General features: G+C 32.5%; 15 protein-coding genes. 8 read left to right on the top strand and 7 right to left on the bottom strand.

Annotated elements, in window-relative coordinates; translation table 11 throughout:
- Positions 1-17 precede the first annotated feature (17 nt).
- The 6 genes from AC2DZ0_RS00875 (at position 18) to AC2DZ0_RS00850 (ending at position 7,037) form a co-directional block, all read left to right on the top strand.
- On the top strand, positions 18-545 hold the full coding sequence (locus tag AC2DZ0_RS00875) for a CIA30 family protein (RefSeq protein ID WP_484643085.1): 528 nt from the start codon (positions 18-20) through the stop codon (positions 543-545).
- A 134-nt stretch (positions 546-679) separates the two neighbouring features.
- The gene (locus AC2DZ0_RS00870; RefSeq protein ID WP_484643083.1) at positions 680-2,098 is read left to right on the top strand and encodes a hypothetical protein; all 1,419 of its coding nucleotides are present in this window, start codon (positions 680-682) and stop codon (positions 2,096-2,098) included.
- Positions 2,088-3,257 carry a type III PLP-dependent enzyme domain-containing protein gene (locus AC2DZ0_RS00865; RefSeq protein ID WP_484643081.1) on the top strand — a complete coding sequence of 390 codons (1,170 nt, stop codon included), beginning with the start codon at positions 2,088-2,090 and terminating at the stop codon, positions 3,255-3,257. The genes AC2DZ0_RS00870 and AC2DZ0_RS00865 overlap by 11 nt, the downstream gene beginning before the upstream one ends.
- A gap of 38 nt (positions 3,258-3,295) precedes the next feature.
- A complete protein-coding gene (locus AC2DZ0_RS00860) occupies positions 3,296-3,691 on the top strand; it encodes a DUF2721 domain-containing protein (protein WP_484643080.1) in 396 nt (131 codons plus the stop codon).
- Between the two features lie 58 nt (positions 3,692-3,749).
- The gene (locus AC2DZ0_RS00855; RefSeq protein ID WP_484643078.1) at positions 3,750-5,141 is read left to right on the top strand and encodes a tetratricopeptide repeat protein; all 1,392 of its coding nucleotides are present in this window, start codon (positions 3,750-3,752) and stop codon (positions 5,139-5,141) included.
- Positions 5,142-5,255: 114 nt separating this feature from the next.
- Positions 5,256-7,037, top strand: a complete 1,782-nt coding sequence (locus AC2DZ0_RS00850; RefSeq protein WP_484643077.1) for an AMP-dependent synthetase/ligase — start codon at positions 5,256-5,258, stop codon at positions 7,035-7,037.
- On the opposite strand, the gene priA is transcribed toward AC2DZ0_RS00850, so the two are convergent.
- Entirely contained in the window at positions 7,034-9,499 is a 2,466-nt protein-coding gene (priA, locus tag AC2DZ0_RS00845; protein WP_484643075.1) for a replication restart helicase PriA, read from the bottom strand. The genes AC2DZ0_RS00850 and priA overlap by 4 nt on opposite strands.
- 166 nt (positions 9,500-9,665) lie before the next feature.
- On the opposite strand from priA, the gene AC2DZ0_RS00840 reads away from it, so the two are divergent.
- Positions 9,666-9,887, top strand: a complete 222-nt coding sequence (locus tag AC2DZ0_RS00840; protein WP_484491136.1) for a hypothetical protein — start codon at positions 9,666-9,668, stop codon at positions 9,885-9,887.
- A gap of 2 nt (positions 9,888-9,889) precedes the next feature.
- Positions 9,890-10,402, top strand: coding sequence for a glutathione peroxidase (locus AC2DZ0_RS00835; RefSeq protein WP_484643074.1), 513 nt, complete (start codon positions 9,890-9,892; stop codon positions 10,400-10,402).
- A gap of 78 nt (positions 10,403-10,480) precedes the next feature.
- Here AC2DZ0_RS00835 and AC2DZ0_RS00830 read toward each other — a convergent pair whose 3' ends face one another.
- The 6 genes from AC2DZ0_RS00830 to AC2DZ0_RS00805 all read right to left on the bottom strand — a co-directional run bounded on the left by AC2DZ0_RS00830 (position 10,481) and on the right by AC2DZ0_RS00805 (position 20,552).
- Positions 10,481-11,368, bottom strand: a complete 888-nt coding sequence (locus AC2DZ0_RS00830; protein WP_484643072.1) for a ChaN family lipoprotein — start codon at positions 11,366-11,368, stop codon at positions 10,481-10,483.
- Between the two features lie 94 nt (positions 11,369-11,462).
- Positions 11,463-12,209, bottom strand: coding sequence for an HmuY family protein (locus AC2DZ0_RS00825; protein ID WP_484643071.1), 747 nt, complete (start codon positions 12,207-12,209; stop codon positions 11,463-11,465).
- A gap of 31 nt (positions 12,210-12,240) precedes the next feature.
- Complete coding sequence (locus AC2DZ0_RS00820; protein WP_484643069.1) at positions 12,241-14,427, bottom strand: TonB-dependent receptor; 2,187 nt, start codon at positions 14,425-14,427, stop codon at positions 12,241-12,243.
- Positions 14,428-14,551: 124 nt separating this feature from the next.
- Positions 14,552-16,732, bottom strand: coding sequence for a PepSY domain-containing protein (locus tag AC2DZ0_RS00815; protein ID WP_484643067.1), 2,181 nt, complete (start codon positions 16,730-16,732; stop codon positions 14,552-14,554).
- A gap of 12 nt (positions 16,733-16,744) precedes the next feature.
- Positions 16,745-18,121, bottom strand: a complete 1,377-nt coding sequence (locus tag AC2DZ0_RS00810; RefSeq protein WP_484643065.1) for a hypothetical protein — start codon at positions 18,119-18,121, stop codon at positions 16,745-16,747.
- A 10-nt stretch (positions 18,122-18,131) separates the two neighbouring features.
- On the bottom strand, positions 18,132-20,552 hold the full coding sequence (locus AC2DZ0_RS00805) for a TonB-dependent receptor plug domain-containing protein (protein ID WP_484643063.1): 2,421 nt from the start codon (positions 20,550-20,552) through the stop codon (positions 18,132-18,134).
- Between the last annotated feature and the right edge of the window lie 20 nt (positions 20,553-20,572).

Below are 20,572 nucleotides of genomic sequence, written 5' to 3'. Positions count from 1 at the left end.
TTAAGTCCAAATAAAAGATGAAATTACTATTTTTGATACTTATGCCAATAGCTATGGGAGCACAAACAATAATTGATTTTAACAAAACCACCAATATCGAGGATTGGGTAGTGACGGATGATGTTGTCATGGGCGGAAAATCTTCAGGAAATTTTGGTCTTAACGAAGAACACTTTGGTATTTTTGAAGGAAATGTATCCCTAGAAAATAATGGAGGTTTCTCTTCTGTAAGATATCAATTTCCAACTATGAAGACCTCCCAACATTCAAAGATTGTTTTAAAAATAAAAGGAGATCAAAAAAAATATCAATTTAGAATTAAATCATCCATTCAAGATTATTATTCCTACATTTTCCATTTTGAAACCAATGGAAAATGGCAAGAAATTGAGATTCCATTAAAAGAAATGTACCCTGGCTTTAGAGGTAAAAAATTAGATTTAGAAAATTATTCTACCGGGACTATGGAGCAAATAACATTTTTAATTGCTAACAAAAACACTGAAAATTTCAAGTTATTGATAGCTTCTGTAGCTTTAGAATAAAATAGTTTTTACTAAAAAAAGCAACCATCAAGATTAATATTTTATATTTCAGTTTGGATAAAATAATACTTTGCATTTGCTTTGTAAGATTTAAATTCTAAATTGAACACAAATTAAGATACGTATACCAATACATGATTGAGTTAAAAGAAGAAAGAGACATTAAAGAATTACTGTCGCAAGGAGCTGATGAAAGAATATTTACCAATGAAAAAGGTCTTACCCGTTACGGAGTAAGTGCTACCAACGCAAAAGTTATAAATCGTGGTTCCTGTACTTGTAGCGTTGTTACTGACGACAGCATTGATCGAATCAAAAACATGTATCAATCTGTAAAAACCAATACTGAATGGATACAAGAAAATGATCAGATTTTTGATAAAGTAAAAGATTTTATCAACGATAAAAACGAAAATGATTTTGAATTATTCTTGGCTCCCTCTGGAACTGATCTTGTATACGTCCCTCTGATTCTTTCAAAATTAATTGCCCCAAACAGAAAAATATTAAATATCACCACTTGTATAGAAGAGCTCGGATCTGGAACACGATTGGCATCTAACGGAAAGTATTATTCAAACTACAATCAATTTGGAGAAACGGTACCCCAAGGAGATAGCATTTTAGAAAACAATAATATTGAAACTTATTTTTGCAAAGCCCGTTGTGAAAAAGGGGAGATTATTAACAACCAAGAAGAAATAATAGAGGTTGTAAAAAAACATCCAGAGCATACCGTAATTATTAATTTAGTTTATGGTAGCAAATCTGGAATTGAAGACAACCTGGAATTGATAGATAAGATTGATGCTGAAAATGTTTTATGGAATACAGACTTATGCCAATTTAGACATTCAAAGGAAATAATAAAAAAACTGATCCGAAAAAATTCAACTGTGATGATTACCGGTTCTAAATTTTATCAATGTCCACCTTTTTGTGCTGCAGTATTGATCCCTAAAACCATTCTGAATAAAATTTCTAAAAAAGCCAATGCGAATTCAATTGAAGAATTTAGTGCTATTTTTTCTACCTATGATTTGCCTCCCTCTCTAAGACCTAAGTTGGGCTTAAGAGATCAATTAAATCCTGCTAGGATCATCAAATGGAAGTATACCATACAAGAAATCTTAAATTTTAATTTAATTCCTGCTGATCAAGTTCAAGAAAAAATTAATTCGTGGAGAACACATGTTATAAAATTTATAAATAGCTATCCAGAATTTGAGTTGATGCCTTATCAAGAGGATACAAACAAAACTATTATTTCCTTTAGAATAAAATACCAAGGTTCCTACCTGAATGAAAAACAATTAAGAAAATTACATTACTTAACGGTTACTAAAAACTACGAAGATCTGTCAGCCGGAAAATCTATGGTATTTATTGGACAACCCGTGACTTATTTTAGCGATAAATCTTTTCTTCGTTTGGCTATTGGTTCTAAAAACATTAGAGAATTTGTTACTAATAACGAAACAGAATTTGAATTAGACAACAAAATCGTTGCCATTTTGATCGCCAACCTAAAGGAACATTATAATGATCTCTAAACAAGAAGCAGAAGACCAATATCTAAAAGCCGTAACAGAAAAACTATGTTCCTCTGAAAAGGCAACTATATTTTACTCTAAAAATGCTTTAGACAATCAGCTTGATTTGCTAAGAACCATTTTCCCTGCGAATACGAAGCATGCGATCGCTATCAAAACCTGTAACCAAAAAGATGTTTTGGCACACATAATAAAAAGAGGATTTGGACTAGAGGCCGCCTCTTTTGAAGAGGTAATGCTAGCAAAAAAGGCAGGTGCCACAAACGATCAAATTGTATTTGACTCTCCTGTAAAAACAGTTTCAGAAATAAATAAATGCCATCACGATCTTCCTGGAATGCTCCTCAATGCTAACTCGTTGGAAGAATTACAGCGCTATCCAGAGAATTTCAACGGACATATTGGCTTAAGAATTAACCCTCTGGTTGCAAATGCAGGTGGCGCATTTTTTAATGTAGCTACTTCTAATTCTAAATTTGGAGTTCCCATTACCAAAAGAAATGAGATCATCAAAAGTTGTATTGAATATTCTTCAATTGACGCTTTACATTTTCACATAGGTTCAAGTCTTACTGATTTATCTCCAAATTTAAAAGCTATTTCTATAATGGTAGAATTAGCACAAGAAATAAATGCCCTAAGAATTGAAAAAGGCATTGAAACCAAAATCAAGACGCTAGATATCGGTGGAGGAATTGAATTTGACAAAAAAACAATGACGGAATTTGTAACAGAAATGAATCAAATCCCAAACATTTCCGATTTCAATCTCGTAACTGAATATGGAAATTTTGTACACAAACACAACAGTTTTGTGACCTCTAACATAGAATATGTTCTATCAAACGACGAGACTTTGCCTGAAATTGTTTATGTGCATGTAGGTGCTGATCTTTTTGTTAGAAAAGTATATTCTAATTTAAATGCAGATTACCCCTGCTCCATTTTATACAAAGATAAACCGAAAGAAAATGTACCACTAAAATCGTATCATATTGTTGGTCCTTTATGCTTTGCTGGTGATATTCTTTTTAAAGACTTACAGTTCCCTAAAATACAAGAAGGAGATACTTTTTTTATTTTCAACACAGGTTCAAATACATTAAGTATGTGGTCTGGCCACTGCAGTAGAGAGCAGCCTGAATTTATTTTTTACTGATATTAATTGCTTAACTTAGTGCAACTTTATCATAAATTATGAAAGAACTAACGCTTACAACTCCTGCACTATTATTTTCTGCAATATCCTTAATCATGCTTGCCTATACAAATCGTTTTTTGGCCTATGCAACCGTGGTTAGAAGTCTGCATGACACCTATCTAAAGAACAAAGATGCTGTTTTAATCAAACAAATTAAAAATATCAAACAACGATTGTATTTAACTAGGGCCATGCAAATTTTTGGCATCTCAAGTTTACTACTCTGTGTAATCTCTATGTTTTTAATTTATATTGAATTCAATACTTTGGCTATATGGGTTTTTGGTCTTGCTTTATTGCTATTGATCATTTCTCTATCGGTTCTCATCGTGGAAATTCAAATCTCAGTAAAAGCTTTAGAACATCATATAAGTGATATCGAAAGTAAGTAGCCTTATTGACTTTTTTAGTTAAATAAAAAAATCAGTAACTTGAACGTAAAAATATGCCATGTCAAAAATAATTTCTCTGTTCTTTATTATTTTTAGTTTTCTGATTTCTAATGCGCAAACGGAAATCTACGAAACTCCGCCTTTGATAAAAAAAGACTTTTACAATGATGGAGTACCTGTTAAGATAAGATGGTATGGTTATGATAAAAAAATTGACAGTTTAAAAACTTATTACAAATCAGGTAAATTAAATGAAGAACTCTATTTTAAAAATGGAAAATACCATGGAACCTTTTATCAGTATACCACGCTAGGTGAGGTAAAAACCATATGGGAATTTGAAAACGGGAAACTCGTTGAACGAATTGACAAAAAAATGGTATTCACAAAAAAGACTGAAGAAAGAACTAAGAAACTATACTTGTCTTTGAACGCTCTTAATACAAAATTAAAAAAAACAAATACCTCATTTTACGCTACTTATAAAAGAGCTAGTTTACGTTTTCGCTTGGGTAATTATACTCTTGCAATGAACGATCTAAAAAAACTAGAAAGACACATTGAAAAGTTCTCCGTTGAAAAACAAGCGAAATATCACAGACTTATTGCTGCTGTATATGATTATTTAGGTAGTATCTACAATAGTTATGAATTGGAAAATTATGCCATTCAATACAAATACAAAGCTTTAAGAGCTTCGCCTGAACAAAGTAGACTCTATCATAATCTAGGTTCGTACTTGATTGAAATAAAATCGTACGATTTAGGTATAAATTATTTAAACCAAGCTATTGAAATGGTTCCCAATCATTCATTTGCTCATTGGGTATTAGCAGCAACCTACACAGATCTTGGACAATATGAAAAAGCAATGGAGCATGTACAAATTTCATTTAAAAATGAAAATAGTCTATATAAGTTTGGTATCGGTAATCCCGAACGTGATTTACGGACAATACGTGGTTTACTCTACCATAAATTAGGAGACACTGAAAAAGGAATTCATGATTTAGAAGAGGCTTTGGATATCAATAAAAATAATTCATTTGCTATGAGAAACCTTGGAGTTGTCTTATATGAAACAGAGAACTATGAAGAGGCCTGTGAACTTCTTCAAAAGTCAAAGGATTTATTTTACGAGAGCAAACATAGAAAAAAAGATTTACAAGAATATATCGATCTCGCTTGTAACAAAGAGGTGTTTATTGAGAAGAAAGAAAAAGAGGAACTCCCTTTTATATTTCCAAACCCAGCGTCTGACATCATAGAACTTAGAAACTTTGACTTTGATAATTTTGTTTATGAAGTAGTTACACATAACAATCAAACCGTTAAAAAAGGAAAAGCTAACGGAAAACGAATCGATATTTCAGAATTGCCACATGGTTTATATATTCTACGTATCTTAGAAACTGATAAACCTATTTCATTAAGAGTTATCAAAAACTAATACTGCAGAGTTACAACTCATAGAATTAACGTATTCTTAATTGGATGCTTTTATTAAATTTCCTATTTTGCATTAACATCTGTTAATTTACTGGATTAAAACTTAAATAAAATTATGAAAGATATTTCCTTACTATTTGATTTCCCACAATATCAACTTGAAAAATTCAATTTGAAAAAAGCATTCTCTACTAAATATGGAGATACCTGGGTAAGTCTATCCTCACAGGAATATATTGATGAATTAAATAAAATAAGTAGAGGTTTATTAAAACTTGGTGTAAAACCAAATGATAAAATTGCCTTGATCTCTAGTACCAATAGAACAGAATGGAATATTATGGATATGGGAGTGTTGCAAGTTGGAGCACAAACCATCCCAATCTACCCTACTATAAGTAAAGAAGATTATCAATACGTATTGAATCATTCTGAAGCAACTTACTGTTTTGTATCTGATGTCAGTATTATTGAAAAACTTAATCAAATTAAGGAGAACACACATCTTAAAGCTATTTATACTTTTGATGACATTGCCGGAGAAAAAAACTGGAAAGAAGTACTAGAACTTGGACAAAGTACAGAAACACAACCTGAAGTGGAAGCCATTAAAAAAACGGTTAAACCAGATGATTTAGCCACTATTATCTATACTTCTGGGACTACAGGTAAACCAAAAGGTGTTATGTTATCACATCGAAACTTGGTTTCAAATACGCTAGATAGTACCCCAAGAGTTCCTTTAGTACATGGAGAGGCAAAAGCTTTGAGCTTTTTACCTGTTTGTCATGTATTTGAACGTATTATTCATTATTTATACATCTATTGCGGTATTGAGATTTATTTTGCGCAATCTCAAGAAACAATCAGTGATAATTTAAAAGAAGTTCAGCCAGACATTATGACGGCCGTACCGAGGTTATATGAAAAAATATACGATGCAATTGTTGAAAAGGGAACCAACTTAACAGGAATTAAAAAGGGTCTATTTTTTTGGGCACTGAACCTTGGGTTAAGGTTTGAACCTTATGGAGTGAATGGTTGGTGGTATGAAACACAACTAAAATTAGCGAGAAAATTAATTTTTTCTAAATGGAAAGAAGCCTTAGGTGGAAAAATGAATACACTTGTTTCTGGGTCTGCTCCTTTACAATCTAGATTAATCAGAGTATTTTCAGCTGCTGGAATGCCTATTTTAGAAGGATATGGATTAACGGAAACTTCTCCAGTAATTTCTGTCAATTGCCCTTACAACAATGGGATAAGAATTGGTACTGTTGGAAGAATTATTGACAATGTAGAAGTTAAAATTGCAGAAGATGGTGAAATTTTAGCCAAAGGTCCGAATGTTATGTTAGGCTATTACAAGGATCCAGAAAAAACAGCCAGCGTTATGACTGGTGATTATTTTCATACAGGTGATATTGGTGTATTATCTGATGACAACTTTCTTACAATCACTGATCGTAAAAAAGAAATGTTTAAAACTTCTGGAGGTAAATACGTGGCTCCTGCACTTCTTGAAAATGAATTGAAACAATCTCGTTTTATAGAGCAGATAATGGTTATTGGGGAAGGTGAAAAAATGCCTGCCGCTTTCATTCAACCAAATTTCACTTTTATCAAAGAGTGGATCAAGAGAAAAGAAATCACTTGTGGTTCTGAACCCAAGGATATTTGCTCTAATGAAAGAATTATAAAGCGAATTCAAAAAGAAGTTGATAAATGCAATACCAACTTTGGGAAATGGGAACAAATTAAAAAATTTGAATTGACTCCTATGGAGTGGAGTATTGAAAGTGGACACCTAACTCCTACTTTAAAAATGAAACGTAAGATTATTAAAGAAATTCATAAAGACTTGTACAACAATATTTACGGAAAAGATCCTTCTTAATAAGAATCAATATCTATTCCTAATCTCACAGATCTATAAGCTCCAATAGCAGTAAAAGTATTCTGAATTTTTTCAATATGCTTTTTAGTTGCTTTTAACGATTGTTTGGGTGGAATCTTTAGCGTTATGTGTTTTATATAAAGATTTCTAACCCTAGAAACGTTAGGAGCTGTTGGTCCGAGAACATTGTCTTTAAAAGCATTTTTCAAGGAAGTTCCAAACCAATCCGCAGCATTATCTAAGGTCATCAAATCACGGTGTCGTAAAGTTATCCTCAGTACTCTGTAAAAAGGTGGGTAATGAAACTGCCAACGATCTTCTAATTGTTCCTTATACATGGCAGAATAATCATTGGTAGAAACCTGTTGTAATATTTGATGATAAGGATTAAATGTTTGTATTATCACTTTTCCTCTTTTCTTGGATCTTCCAGATCTTCCCGCTACCTGAACCATCATTTGAAAAGTTCTTTCATGAGCTCTAAAGTCTGGGAAATTCAACATATTATCAGCATTCATAACCCCAACCAAACTCACCTTTCCAAAATCAAGCCCTTTTGACAACATTTGAGTTCCCACCAGAATATCTATTTCTTGAGCCTGAAAAGCTCCAATAATTTTCTGGTACCCATATTTACCTCTTGTAGTATCGAGATCCATACGACCTATATTTACATCAGGAAATAATTCATTTAACTCTAGTTCAATCTGTTCTGTTCCAAAACCAATCGTACTTAATTTTGTAGAACCACAAGCACCACAATTTAAAGGCATTGCTTGTCTGTAGTTACAATAATGGCATCGCAACTCTTTTCTGTATTTGTGAAACGTAAGAGAAACATCACAATTAGGGCATTCAGGCGAGACTCCACAAGTCTCACATTCAACAACCGGAGAAAACCCTCTTCTATTTTGAAACAAAATTACTTGTTCCTTATTCTTTAGGGCCTCTTCAATTTCTAAAATCAAACGATCTGAAAAATGACCGTTCATCCTTTTTTTCCTGTGTTTCTCTTTTATATCGACCAATTCAATGGCTGGCAATTGAACTTCACCAAACCTTTTGGTCAGATTAACAAGTCCATACTTATTATTGGTAGCATTGTAATAACTTTCTAAACTTGGTGTTGCTGACCCTAAAAGAGTTTTCGCTTGGTGCATATGCGCCAATAATATTGCCGCATCTCTCGCATGGTATCTGGGCGAAGGGTCAAACTGTTTATAGGAGGTCTCATGCTCTTCATCAATGATCAATAAGCCTAAATTAGAAAACGGTAAAAACAAGGAAGACCTTGCACCTAGAACTATTTGCGCCTTTTCCTTGCCATTTAAAACGTTATTGTAAACTTCAACACGTTCATTCATTGAGTATTTAGAATGAAATACAGATATCTTTCCACCAAAATATTGTTTCAATCTACCTATAAGTTGTGTGGTTAGCGCAATTTCTGGTAATAAAAACAAGACTTGCTTTCCGAGCTCAATTTGTTTTTGAATTAATTGGGCATATACTTCAGTTTTTCCACTGCTAGTAACCCCATGTAAAAGAGTTACAGCCTTCGTTTCAAAAGACTTATTTATTTCCGTACAAGCCTTTTCTTGAAACTCATTCAATTTTTTTAAGTTCCCATCGCCTTCTCTAAAGCTAACTCTATCTACCTGGATATGATAAAATTCTAAAATTTCCTTATCCACAAGTCCCTTTAAAACCGCTGCAGACACATTTGCTTTTTCTTGCAAATCTTTTGCTTTGATAGGTTTTTGAGTTTGAGCCTCTAATGAAAAGTACGTCAATAAGGCATTATATTGCTGTTTGGCTCTTTGTACAGAATCTAATAATGAAGATAGTGCCGCATCCCCTTTATGAGTCTCATTCAATTTTATGTATTTAACCAATTTCGGCTTATAGGATTCATAAATTTCCTCTTTTAATAGAATGGCATTTTTAGCTAGCATTGTTTTCAAAAGCGGAAATATATTTTTCCTTGAAAGTATACTGCTGATCTCTAAAACGGATAATTGACTTTGTTGTCCCAAAGCCTCAAAAACTAAAAATTCTGGATCTGTTAAGACATCCTCATCGGTAAAACTTGGATTCTTAAGAACGATTGTCTCACTTTCCAACAAAAATGCAGATGGCAGTGCAGCCCTATAAACCTCGCCTAATGAACACATATAATACTCAGAAATCCATTCCCAATGTTGTAACTGTAATTCATTCACTACAGGTACCTCATCCAATATTTGATGAATCGGTTTGGCTTCATATGCAGCAGGTTCTTCCTCATGAATTTTATACACTAATGCAGTATATATTTTTTTCTTACCAAACGGAACTGCAATACGCATTCCCTTTTTCAAGAACGTCGCCTCTGCTTCGGTTATCCTATACGTGAACAATCTTTGCAAAGGAATTGGTAAAATTACATTGACGAAAAAATTCTTAAAGGGAAGCTGTGGCAATTTTTGTTTTTTGAAATTATGACACAAAGATAGCTTTTTAAAAAAAATATTTTCCACGGAATTACTGATAAAAAAAACACACAAACTATATTGTGATATTTTTGTTTAACAAAAACCATACTTTAATAAACATTTTGTATATTTGAATATCTAAAAATGATATTTTATGGAAACTATACAAGAAGCATTAGAATTCGAAGAAAATATTAAGACCTATAAAAGTCGAGATCAAAAAATTTGGGCCTCACTGAAAGCCAAAGAATTAATTTTATCATTGAATGAATTTTATAAAAATTCTAAAGACGATAAAATTATGGAAATTATGAAAAGACTGACGCTGATCAAGCGAAAATTTGAAGCAAGACTCAAACCCAAAATTAGAATATAATTATGTTAGATTTTTTATCATCCAATAAAATTGGCCCATCGAAACAGTCTCTATATGAGTTACAAATTAATGCTGTTAATGGAACTCCTATAGATCTTAAGTCTTACCAAGGAAAAAATATTTTGTTTGTCAATGTGGCCTCTAAATGTGGATTTACCCCGCAGTACAAAGAACTTGAAGAACTGTATCAATCACATAAAGATAATCTGATTATCATTGGAGTTCCCTGCAATCAATTTGGCAACCAAGAACCAGGTAATAATGAAGAAATTTCTAATTTTTGTCAACTGAATTATGGTGTTAGTTTTCCTATTACTGAAAAAGTAGATGTCAAAGGAAACCAACAGCATCCCCTGTACCAATGGTTAACCGAAGAGAGTTTAAACGGTAATACTAGCTCTAAGGTTCGCTGGAATTTTCAAAAATACCTTATCAATAAAGAAGGATACTTTGTAGATTTTTTCTACTCAACCACCTCTCCAAAAAGTAATAAAATCTTAAAACATTTAAAATAGTGAGTTAAGTTAGCAAAATTAATTTGGTCAATTAATTTTAGATGGGCACCATCCTTCCTTGGTGCCCATTTTTTTTTACTAAAATGTTTTAGTCATGGTATTTTTGCAGACAATAGTAAACTCATTATTTCCTTTATTGGATTGCTCTATACTTGTTACCTGTTTTTGGGAAACAAAAGAGATCACTGCGATTTTTAATTTTTTATGATACTCATGTACATACCAAGCAGTACCTTCATGATTTTTTGAATGAAAATTGCCATTGAAATGCAAGAATAATTTGTTCTTGTTTTTTTTCTTTAACGAAGCCACTATACTATACCCCATCGTTGCATCCTTTAACGCTTGGGCATCAATAAAATTTTTAGCAGCTCCATGCATTCCGTGTCCGGACATCATTTGTTCCATTTCCTTATAGGATTCGTTATCATAAGGTACCTTAATTGGGAGTGGCGCTATATATTTTTTTCTTGCTTCTTTAGACAGTAACCTTAACGAATCTAATCCTTTTTTAGAAACCAAACTGGCATACCTTCTAGGTACATTTGTAGCAATAAAATGTAAAGAATTGTCTTTGGCGAAGTTTACCAAAGGCGCATAATCTGTATTATAATTATCCCATGCTTTACCATCTTTTATCAATGTTTTCTCTTTAATCAGTCCTGAAAGGTATTCATCAATTAGTAATTGATTGTCTTTTTCAAACATTTCTGCACCGAGAATAATTTCATTGTTTGTTAAAGCTGTAAGTTTACTTGTTAATTCAAACTGTAACCAATGAGCTATAGGATTATTGTGCAATTCCCCAAAAAACACAACATCATACTTCACTAAAGAATCAGCCATTTTTTCAAAAGAAATAGGTGCTTCCTTTTTATCAAATATTTGATAGGGTTGTAAAATATCTTGAGCATTCGCTGCAATAATAAATGTAAAAATAAAAGTATAAAAAAACATTTTTTTCATAGGATACAATTTCTCTTTTAACATAGGTCTAAAATAAAAAACTGTACCCAATTATATTGACTACAGTTTTTTTATTTCTAATTATTTTCAAGCTTTACTCTTCCAATATTCTTTGAAAAAGAAATTTAGGGTTTCCTTTGTCTAAATTTTCATCATAAAAACTGGTAAAAGCCAATTTAAAAAATACGCCTTCCGTAGACTTAATTATATAATATTGATCTTCTACAATATTGAAACTAAAAGTAGCAAAGTCTAATTTTTTCCAATCACTACCAATAGCATCAACCTCTTCACTTAGCGAAATTTTTATGGCATCAGCATATGTAATATCTTCAAATGAAATATAAGTTTCATGCGCTGCCTCTAGTTCTTGTTTATTCAAACGGATGGCTGAAGTTTTTCCTTTATTGATAAGAGCACCGGTTAAACTGTACGGCACCAACACACCAGAACCATTGTCAGTTCTTCCATTGTAATTTGCTAGTACCAAATCCCAACCATCTATACCTTGAGCATGATCTTTGTTAGGGTCCCAAACGTCTAATTTTACAAAATCGTCATTATTATAATGCACTCCAAAAACATCAGCGTTGGAAGTTTCTGAAGCGGCATCAAGGTCAACAAATACCTGACGGTTATAATCTAATTGAATTTGCTCTACTTGTTGAGTGTGGTGATTGAATCCTTCTACAAAAACCTCTGGACTACTATGTAAAGAAACTTGCAGACTAAATGTTGAACCATCTAAACTAGCATCTTCTGGAATAATAGGACTATTTTCTTCTCCGCAGGCGAATAATAAAAAAGAACACAGTATGCTTGTAATAATTGAATTTTTCATTTTTTGATATTTAGTAATTAATTGATTGTTATTAAATTTTATTTAGGTTGTATTTTATTGAGATAAAAAAGCTGCGTCCCCATGCTATTAGACGTCCATTACCTGACGAATGAGCACCACCCGAGGTTGAGTTTGATACTGCTTTTACATCCAAAATATTTTTTGCTCCTGCGGTTAGACTGAACTTTTTATCAAAAAAGTTTTTAGTAGTTGAGAAATTTAACATTTGATAATCTTCAATGAAACCTTCTGCAATAGCGTCGTTAGCATCTAAAAATAACTGAACTCTTTCTCCCGTGTATTTATAATCTATTCTCATAGATACATCTTGCTTTCTAAAAGAATAACCTATCATGGCTGTTACATCGGTAGCGTAACTAAAATTAAAATTGTTCGTGTCTCTAAAATCATAACCTATTCCTGTTACCACAACTCCTGTACTTATCTTCAAATTTTGTACACCATAATCAACAGAGAAGTTCCCTCCTTGCGTTTTCTTTTCCGAAATGTTTCTATAAAAATAGGCTTGGTTATCTCCTTCACTTGTGGTTAATTCAATCACGTCGGTTAAGTAATTATAAAAACCAGAAAGATTGAATCTTAAGATTGCTGCATTGGAAAAATTAAGTGTCTTATTAATGTTTGCTGAAACATTATGAGAGGTTTCAGGTACTAAATTTTCATTACCAAATATCATATGATTGGTATCAACAAAATCCATATACAACTCCTTCATGCTCGGAGCTCTAAAGCCTTTTGCATAAGAAATTCTTGATTGCCAAGATTTGTTTGGATTCCATTTTAGATGCGCTGAATATATTAACGGAGCCTTAAAAACGTTATGGTGTAAATACCTCAATCCAGGTTGAAAAATCAATTTCTCTGATATCTCCATTTTCACATCTGTCCATAAAGCATTTTCTGTCAATCCATTATTCGCTACTACTTTTTCGCCTTTACCTTTTTCATCTGTTAATTCGTACCCGATTTGCCAGTTAAGTCCTTTATAAATAATATTTCCATAAGAAAAACGCGCGTTTAAAGTTTCAAAAGAATCTTCGGCTGATGCTCCTTTTTTTATTGCTGTGTTTTGCAAATCATCAACTACATAATCTTGAGCTGTTCGTTTATAGGTATTATAGGATACCAAACCCACTAAGGTTTCTTCAGGATTTAGCGTTTTTGTAAACTGGCCATAATAAGTAATCCTATCTGTTAAAAATTGCGTATCAATTGCTCTTGGTCCTTCTCGGTACTCCCCTTTATAGGTTAAATCTTCATTGCTAAAACGCACCCCAACTTTGGTATCAACCCCTCCCAACTTTATACCGTAAAAACCTTCAGAATTTAATTGATTTTTTGGATTCCAATCTAAAGCTCTGGTCGATGAATTTAAATCGTATCCATCAAAAAAACGATAACCACTAGAGATTCCATAATTAGAGTTACCAATGTTTCCTTGAAGGTTCATACTAGCATTATATTGTCCTACGGATTCTGCATAAGCAGTAGCATTCCCTGATAATGTATAATATTTGTTCTTTTTAGAAATAATATTAATCGTTCCCGCCAAGGCATTTGATCCATAAACAACAGACATCGGACCTTCAATTACCTCTATATGATCTACTTGAGTCATATCTATTTGAGACAGATCAATATTCCCATCTTGTCTACCAATAATTGGCATCCCATCTATTAAAAATTTAACATGCTGACCTTCCAGTCCTTGCATAATTATCTGAGAACCTAATACTCCATCCTCTATTAAATTTATATTTGCCTGAAACCGTAACGCATCCCTAATATTTTGTACGCCTTGCTTTTCCATCTCTTTTGAAGAAATAACTTGCACTTTATAAATGGATTGATCCACTTTTTGGGGTTCAATGGTTGCAGTAACAACAACTTGCTCAATATTTAGCAAATCCTCCTCTAAAAAAACTGTAACAGATTTAGTCCTTTTTAATGCAACCGTTTGAGTAACATAACCCATATAGGATATGGTTAATACTGCATCTTCAGCAAAATTAATGTTGGCTATTCCATTGCTATTTGTAGAAAAATATTTGGGAAGCGCCGTCTTGGAGACTAAGCATAAATGAGCCCCAACCATTGGTATATTTTCAAATTTATCCACTACTTTCAATTCTATTACCTGCTGTCCCCATGTGTTGGAAAAGAGAAGGACTAAAAGAGAAAAAATTATTTGCTTCATTATTTTATTTTTAACAAGTCTAGATAAACTCAATGCGAAAATAGAAGCATACTTCGAAACCAAATATCGAATAAAGAAAAACTAATATCGAATAAGGAAATATTTATTGAATTGCCATCAAAAACTAATAACAATCCATCTTAATCTTCTGATTATCTATCAAATAATTGACATCAAAATTAAAATACATTGTGCAGATTTTATCAAGGGTTTTGAGTACTTCATTCTGCATAGCCAAAGAGCCACATATGAGCATTGTAGTATCTTTTAAAATTAAATCTTTTATCAATAGCTCATCCTGAAACAAAGCATCTTGTACATAAGATTTATTCTTTTCTTGGGAATACGCAAAGGATATTTTTATAAGATTGGATACTTGCACATAGTTACCGTACACCTCAAAAGATTTCTTTGTACGCATACCTAAATACAAATACACAGCTTGTTCTTTTTTTATTTCTGAAAGCATACCAATAAACGGAGCTATCCCCGTACCGTTCCCGATCAATATAACATTCTGAGATTTTTCAGGAAAGTAAAAATCTGGTTTTCTTTGCAATTGTATTTCAAGATTTGAACCAATATCTTGATTGTACAAAAAGTTAGAAACTACTCCAAACTCATGTTTTTTAACAGCTAGTAAAATACTTCCTCTGTATTTAGAAATTGAATAATAGCGAACCCTTTTACTATTCTCTGGTAAAATGCCTAATAAATCTCCTGACGAAAATTGCAAGTATTTGGGAGTTTTTAATTGGATCAGAAAAGCGGCATCTACATTCAACTGAGTTTTGGCAACTACTTTAACTTGTGACTTTTTTATTTTGGAGGTGATCAAGGGGTTCTTAATCTTTACATCTAAATTGTTGTTAGCATTCCATAAATCCAACCATTTAGAAAAAGTATCATAGCATTGATTGTTTATTTTACACAAAGGAGTGTTTTCAACAAATCCAACTAAATTTTGAAAAACATCATTTACTTCATAAGCAAATTGACAATATTTTGGATATTCTTTAGATCCAAAACCAACCACAGAATACTGAATTTCAGTTTTCTGCTTTATGGTATTCAAAATACTTTCAAATTTTCTGGCGTTAGTCGGTGACTCCCCCTCTCCATAAGTTGCTGTAAATACAATGATACTGTTCGCTTTTTCATAGGAAGAATATTGATTCAATTGATCTAAAAATACTTTTTTATTTGATTTTAAAAGTCCCAAGTAAAATTCTTTAGCATAGGCATATGTAGAACCATTTTCTGAGCCATAAAGGATGATAAATTCTGCCTGATCTTTATTGTATTTATTTTGTACTTTTTGAGATGCTTTTCTACGTTGAAAAGAAATTTTAAATCCTGAATAGAAAAAATATAAAATTGAAAAACAACACAACAACAATATTAAACTCCATACAAAACTGCCTTGACCAGTATGTAAAATCAGACTATAATAAGAAACCAAGGTTGTAAATGGATATATTTTTTGATCTATAATAGTTTCTGTTTTTTGGTTTACATGTACCTCAGCATCCAATAAGAAAACCGTATAATAATCCTCCTCATCATCAGAAAAAGGAAACTCAATAGTTTTTACTCGATCAAAACTTGTTGACTCAAAAAAAGACAAGGAGGAAGTATTTTTTCTATTTCTCTCTTTACTTGTTTCTAGCCTAGATTTGTTATTTTCAAATTCAGGTATTAAATTAAACTTTTCAAGAGACAAGTAAACTCCTGTCAAGGTAACGATTACAATAGGTACAAGGAATATTCTCCCCAAAACAACATGTAAATATTGATATGTTTTTTGATCTTTTATCTTAGAAAAAAACTTACGGATTCCTCCTTGTCTTTTCAGAATAAGTAAAATTCCTGAAACACTAATAAGCAGTAGTAGAAACGAAGTCAGTCCAACAAAAAATCTTCCAATTTTTTTAAGAAAAAGAGAACGATGTAAGGAAGTTGCAAATAGGTAAATAGGAGCTCTTGCTTTAGGGGTTCCTAATTTTTCTCCTGAAATTGGATTTACATAAGCATCCTCCAGGTTTCCTTCTTGATTTATTACTGATACAACAACTTCATCACTTGAAGTAAGTTCTATAGAAATTATATCTTGATGTTTCAACTTTGTACTGTGCAACACCTCTTTTATGGAAAGTCCCTTTAAATCCAAGGAATAATCATTTGAAATCTGATAATCAATGGGTTCAATAGCCAATACAATCCCTGTTAGAGTTGCTATTAATAAAAACAAAGAAGAAGATACAGCCAAAGTAAAATGGCTGTACCTCCAAAAAGAAATAATCATTACTATTTATTTTTAGTAAATACCGATAAAAGTACCTTCTGCTAAATTTTTCAAAGTTGCTCCTTTGGTAAAGGCATCAGGACTTTCTGAATTGATATCAAAAATGTAAACATTCCCATCTACTCCCGTTGGTGTAATAGACATATAAAATTTACCATCTTTAATAACAGCATTTTGATACTGAGTCAACCATAAATCCTTTGGTACATTAAGATTCACAACTGTTTTGTTGTACAAATCAACTCTTGCAACACTCCATACAGAATCACTAAACCAATTAGAACTTAAATCTGTATTTGCATAAGGAACATACCCTATTCCATTTCCTACATAAAACCATCCATTAGAAGCTACATTAAATCCTAACAAATCTGATAAATTATAATCGTAAGAGATATCATATTCACCATTGCTAATTTTTAAAATGTGTGTATCATATGTGTTATCAGGCACTGAAATAATTTGATATACATCACCAAGCTCATCAGTGTAAGCAACTGGTGTTCTGTAGCCATTCGTGGAACCTTGAGCAATATCCGTTGCTATTATTTTTGGATTTGTTAAAGAAGGATAATCTAATACTAATGTTTCTACATTTGTATAAACTGCTCCTGGGCAACCTCTACCTGTACAAGGATTTTCAGGGCTATATGCTCCCTTACCTAGTCCATAGTAAATTTTATCACCAGCTATTACCGGAGCATCTACTCTACTTGTATAATTATAATGATCGTAATCCGTCCCATCAACATTGATTGTATAAGGAGCTAAATCATGATCACTTACTGGAATTGTAATATTCTCAATTGCTCCAAAAGAAAGGTTTTCTAAATCAACGCTCATCACATTCAATTGCACATCTGATCTGATGAATTTTGTAGGATCATTTTCATCAAAAACACGAATAGCGTTTGAACCGTCTGCATAATGTATAGAAGCTGAGCTTTCACTTGCTTTGGTCCACCTTGGATAAGCTGTTCCCATGGCAAACTCCACATTTTTTTCAAACTTTTGAGTATAGGTTTGTAGACCATCCACAGAAAACTTATAAATTCTTCCACCACCATAATCTAAGTTATAAACGTATTTTCCGTCCGCTGAAGAAAAAATTCTTGCTGTTCTTGTTGATGGCATTTCAAATCCAACTCCCGAATAATCAACAGTAACATCGCTGCCAACATTTTCATGCGCCTGTGTATACACTTTAGTTTCACCTGTTGGACTCGCGGACAACGCTAAAGTAAAGTGAGTTCTTCCCTCCGATGGATCCACAACAGATTCATTCCCTAGTTGGTCGTTATCATCACAAGATACAGCCGTAATTCCTAAAAGCATACAAGCGAGTACTGCTTTTTGAATTGTTGAAATATTAATTTGTAGGTTTTTCATAATAATATATTTAAAAAATTGTATAATTTATTTTAAAGTAAAATGCTCTTCCAGGCTTTTGTAGTGCATAATTGTCAAATACTTGTTTGTCCAAAAGGTTCCTTATATCAAAAGAAACACTGGTTTTATTATCAGGAAATAGATGCGTCCATCCCAAATCTAGAACCAATTGGGTCGGTATAATATCTTTACCTGCTCCTCCCAAAGACTCCCAATCTCTATAAAACCAATGCACATAAGCTAAATTTGCCGTAATATTCGTTTTAGAGTTTTTCTGGAACATATTTTCACCTCTGTACCTAATATTTCCATTCGCTGTAAAAAAAGGCGCATTTCTTTCTCTGTCTCCATACCAGGCGAAAGGCAAACCATTCTCATCCAACTGGGTGTTAAATCGTGAGTTAAATAAGGATACATTTCCATTAAAATCTATTTTCCTTTTAAAAGAGTAAAAAAGGTCTAAATCAAAACCTTGACTGATATAATTGTCATCATTAATAAACTCAGTGGTTTCATCTGTACTATCTTCACGAACATTCAACTTTATTTTATCCATGGTGTCTCTTAAAAATGTGTTTAGTTTTATACTAAAATCATGAACGCCCAACGAATAAACTCCTAAGGTACATCCCAGATTGATGTTCAAACTTTGTTCTGGTTTTAAATTATAATTGGGTTCTAAACTTTCTGCTAAATTCCCAAAAAGCTCTCCTGCTACAGGCATTCGAAATGTATTCTCCGCTGAAGTTTGTATCAATATTTTTGGTGAGATTTTATATGCTACTGTAAAGCCATAACCATTGGCACCAACAGCTCTATCGGTTTGATTATATACTACTGGATCGTTCCCTTCTTTTTTATATTCAATAATTTCAATATTTTGATGAAACCTTTTGTAAAAAACAGAACTAGTTAATTTTTTTTGAATAGAGGTATTGGTATACCCAACTCCAAAAATATTTTTTTTCGTAAATCGAATATCCTCTTTATCTCTAATATCCACATGGCGTAATGGATCTTTTGAGTCCCTTTCAAATCGATTGTACATATGATTGATTGCCAATTTATTTTGTAAATCGAATGCATAAGAAAAATTTACTCTAGCTAAAAGAATCTCTTCATTACTAGTTTGCAGAGTAGGATTTCCTGCCTCTGCACCAGAAGCGTATTCATAATATCCATTGGGGTTTCCATCCTTATCGTATTTAACTTTCTTTTTGCCATCCCAATCATATATATAGGGAATGGTATCAATTATGTTTCTTGTTAATCTAGAATAGGAAGAAAACATATCTGCTTTCAGTTTTTTTGCTCCTAAGAAGGTTTGATCTTTATACGAAAGACTTGCTAACTTGGTATCTTGATTATAATTTCTATTTCCGTAAACCGACTCCATCGTTGCGCCATGTTGAATTTCTTTATCCAATTCTGAATATATAAATCCAATCAAAAATTCATCAGCCCATGATTTATCTACAATACCTGCCTCAGCTTTCACTCCATAGGACAAGTAAGCATCATGAAATCTTGTTGCTTTTAAATATGTAATATCACCAGTAGTAGGGTTAGTGGTATATACTTGATTCCCCCATACTTTGTAATTATTATCTGAGTAATTGTAAAAACTAGATCCTCTAAAAACAAAACCCGTTTTCGAATTATGGTAATTTCCAGCAATACTAAATTGATGTGTATTAAAAGATCCAACTGAGTAAGATGTAAATAATTTATTTTTACTTCCTGTTTTTTTCAACACAACATTGATAGCTCCCCCAAGCGCATCACCAGAAAGTTCAATAGGTACAACTCCCTTATAAACCTCAATACGCTCAATTAAATTTGTAGGAATGCTGGCTAGTGAAAAAGAAGGTCCAAAAGATTCTATAGGTGCGCCATCAATAAAAACTCGAATAGCATTTCCTGATAACCCATTGATATTAAAATTCATTCTTGATCCTATACCTCCACTTTGACGAATTCTAACTCCTGAAGATCTATCCAGTACATCTGAAGCCTGAATAGCCTGTAACTCTGCCGATTTTGTACTGATCGCATTTACAGCATATCCTCTACTTTCAATTTGTGCTTCCTTAGATTTACCAATAACTAAAACCTCAGTAAGTTCATTTTCTTCATTAAACCCAAAAGTATGATCTAAAATAATAGGGTCTTTGCCTACCTCAACATTTACCTTTTCTGGATCTTTACCATAATATTGAAAATACACTACGTTAGAACCCTGTTTTAAGCCTGTCAATTTAAATTTCCCCTCATCATCAGTATACGAATACACAGGAGATTTTGAAACGAAAACAGAGGCTAGTTGAACTGGCTTTCCATTCTTGAAATTCACAACCCCTGTAAGTGTCGCATTCTGAGCTGAACTTATCGCTGAAATCAAGAAAAATAATATGTAGTAAAAATAGTTCATCTAATTGCCGTTATGCTATC

It is taken from the genome of Flavicella sp. IMCC45668, assembly GCF_057219105.1.
Note: the sequence above shows the minus strand (reverse complement) of the source record. Positions and strands in the feature narration are given on the sequence as shown.

What these genes read in the sequence shown, in the direction of transcription:
- AC2DZ0_RS00875 (WP_484643085.1), top strand. Translation starts at nt 18, where the DNA reads ATGAAATTACTATTTTTGATACTTATGCCAATAGCTATGGGAGCACAA.
- AC2DZ0_RS00870 (WP_484643083.1), top strand. Translation starts at nt 680, where the DNA reads ATGATTGAGTTAAAAGAAGAAAGAGACATTAAAGAATTACTGTCGCAA.
- AC2DZ0_RS00865 (WP_484643081.1), top strand. Translation starts at nt 2,088, where the DNA reads ATGATCTCTAAACAAGAAGCAGAAGACCAATATCTAAAAGCCGTAACA.
- AC2DZ0_RS00860 (WP_484643080.1), top strand. Translation starts at nt 3,296, where the DNA reads ATGAAAGAACTAACGCTTACAACTCCTGCACTATTATTTTCTGCAATA.
- AC2DZ0_RS00855 (WP_484643078.1), top strand. Translation starts at nt 3,750, where the DNA reads ATGTCAAAAATAATTTCTCTGTTCTTTATTATTTTTAGTTTTCTGATT.
- AC2DZ0_RS00850 (WP_484643077.1), top strand. Translation starts at nt 5,256, where the DNA reads ATGAAAGATATTTCCTTACTATTTGATTTCCCACAATATCAACTTGAA.
- AC2DZ0_RS00840 (WP_484491136.1), top strand. Translation starts at nt 9,666, where the DNA reads ATGGAAACTATACAAGAAGCATTAGAATTCGAAGAAAATATTAAGACC.
- AC2DZ0_RS00835 (WP_484643074.1), top strand. Translation starts at nt 9,890, where the DNA reads ATGTTAGATTTTTTATCATCCAATAAAATTGGCCCATCGAAACAGTCT.
- AC2DZ0_RS00830 (WP_484643072.1), bottom strand. Translation starts at nt 11,368, where the DNA reads ATGAAAAAAATGTTTTTTTATACTTTTATTTTTACATTTATTATTGCA.
- AC2DZ0_RS00825 (WP_484643071.1), bottom strand. Translation starts at nt 12,209, where the DNA reads ATGAAAAATTCAATTATTACAAGCATACTGTGTTCTTTTTTATTATTC.
- AC2DZ0_RS00820 (WP_484643069.1), bottom strand. Translation starts at nt 14,427, where the DNA reads ATGAAGCAAATAATTTTTTCTCTTTTAGTCCTTCTCTTTTCCAACACA.
- AC2DZ0_RS00815 (WP_484643067.1), bottom strand. Translation starts at nt 16,732, where the DNA reads ATGATTATTTCTTTTTGGAGGTACAGCCATTTTACTTTGGCTGTATCT.
- AC2DZ0_RS00810 (WP_484643065.1), bottom strand. Translation starts at nt 18,121, where the DNA reads ATGAAAAACCTACAAATTAATATTTCAACAATTCAAAAAGCAGTACTC.
- AC2DZ0_RS00805 (WP_484643063.1), bottom strand. Translation starts at nt 20,552, where the DNA reads ATGAACTATTTTTACTACATATTATTTTTCTTGATTTCAGCGATAAGT.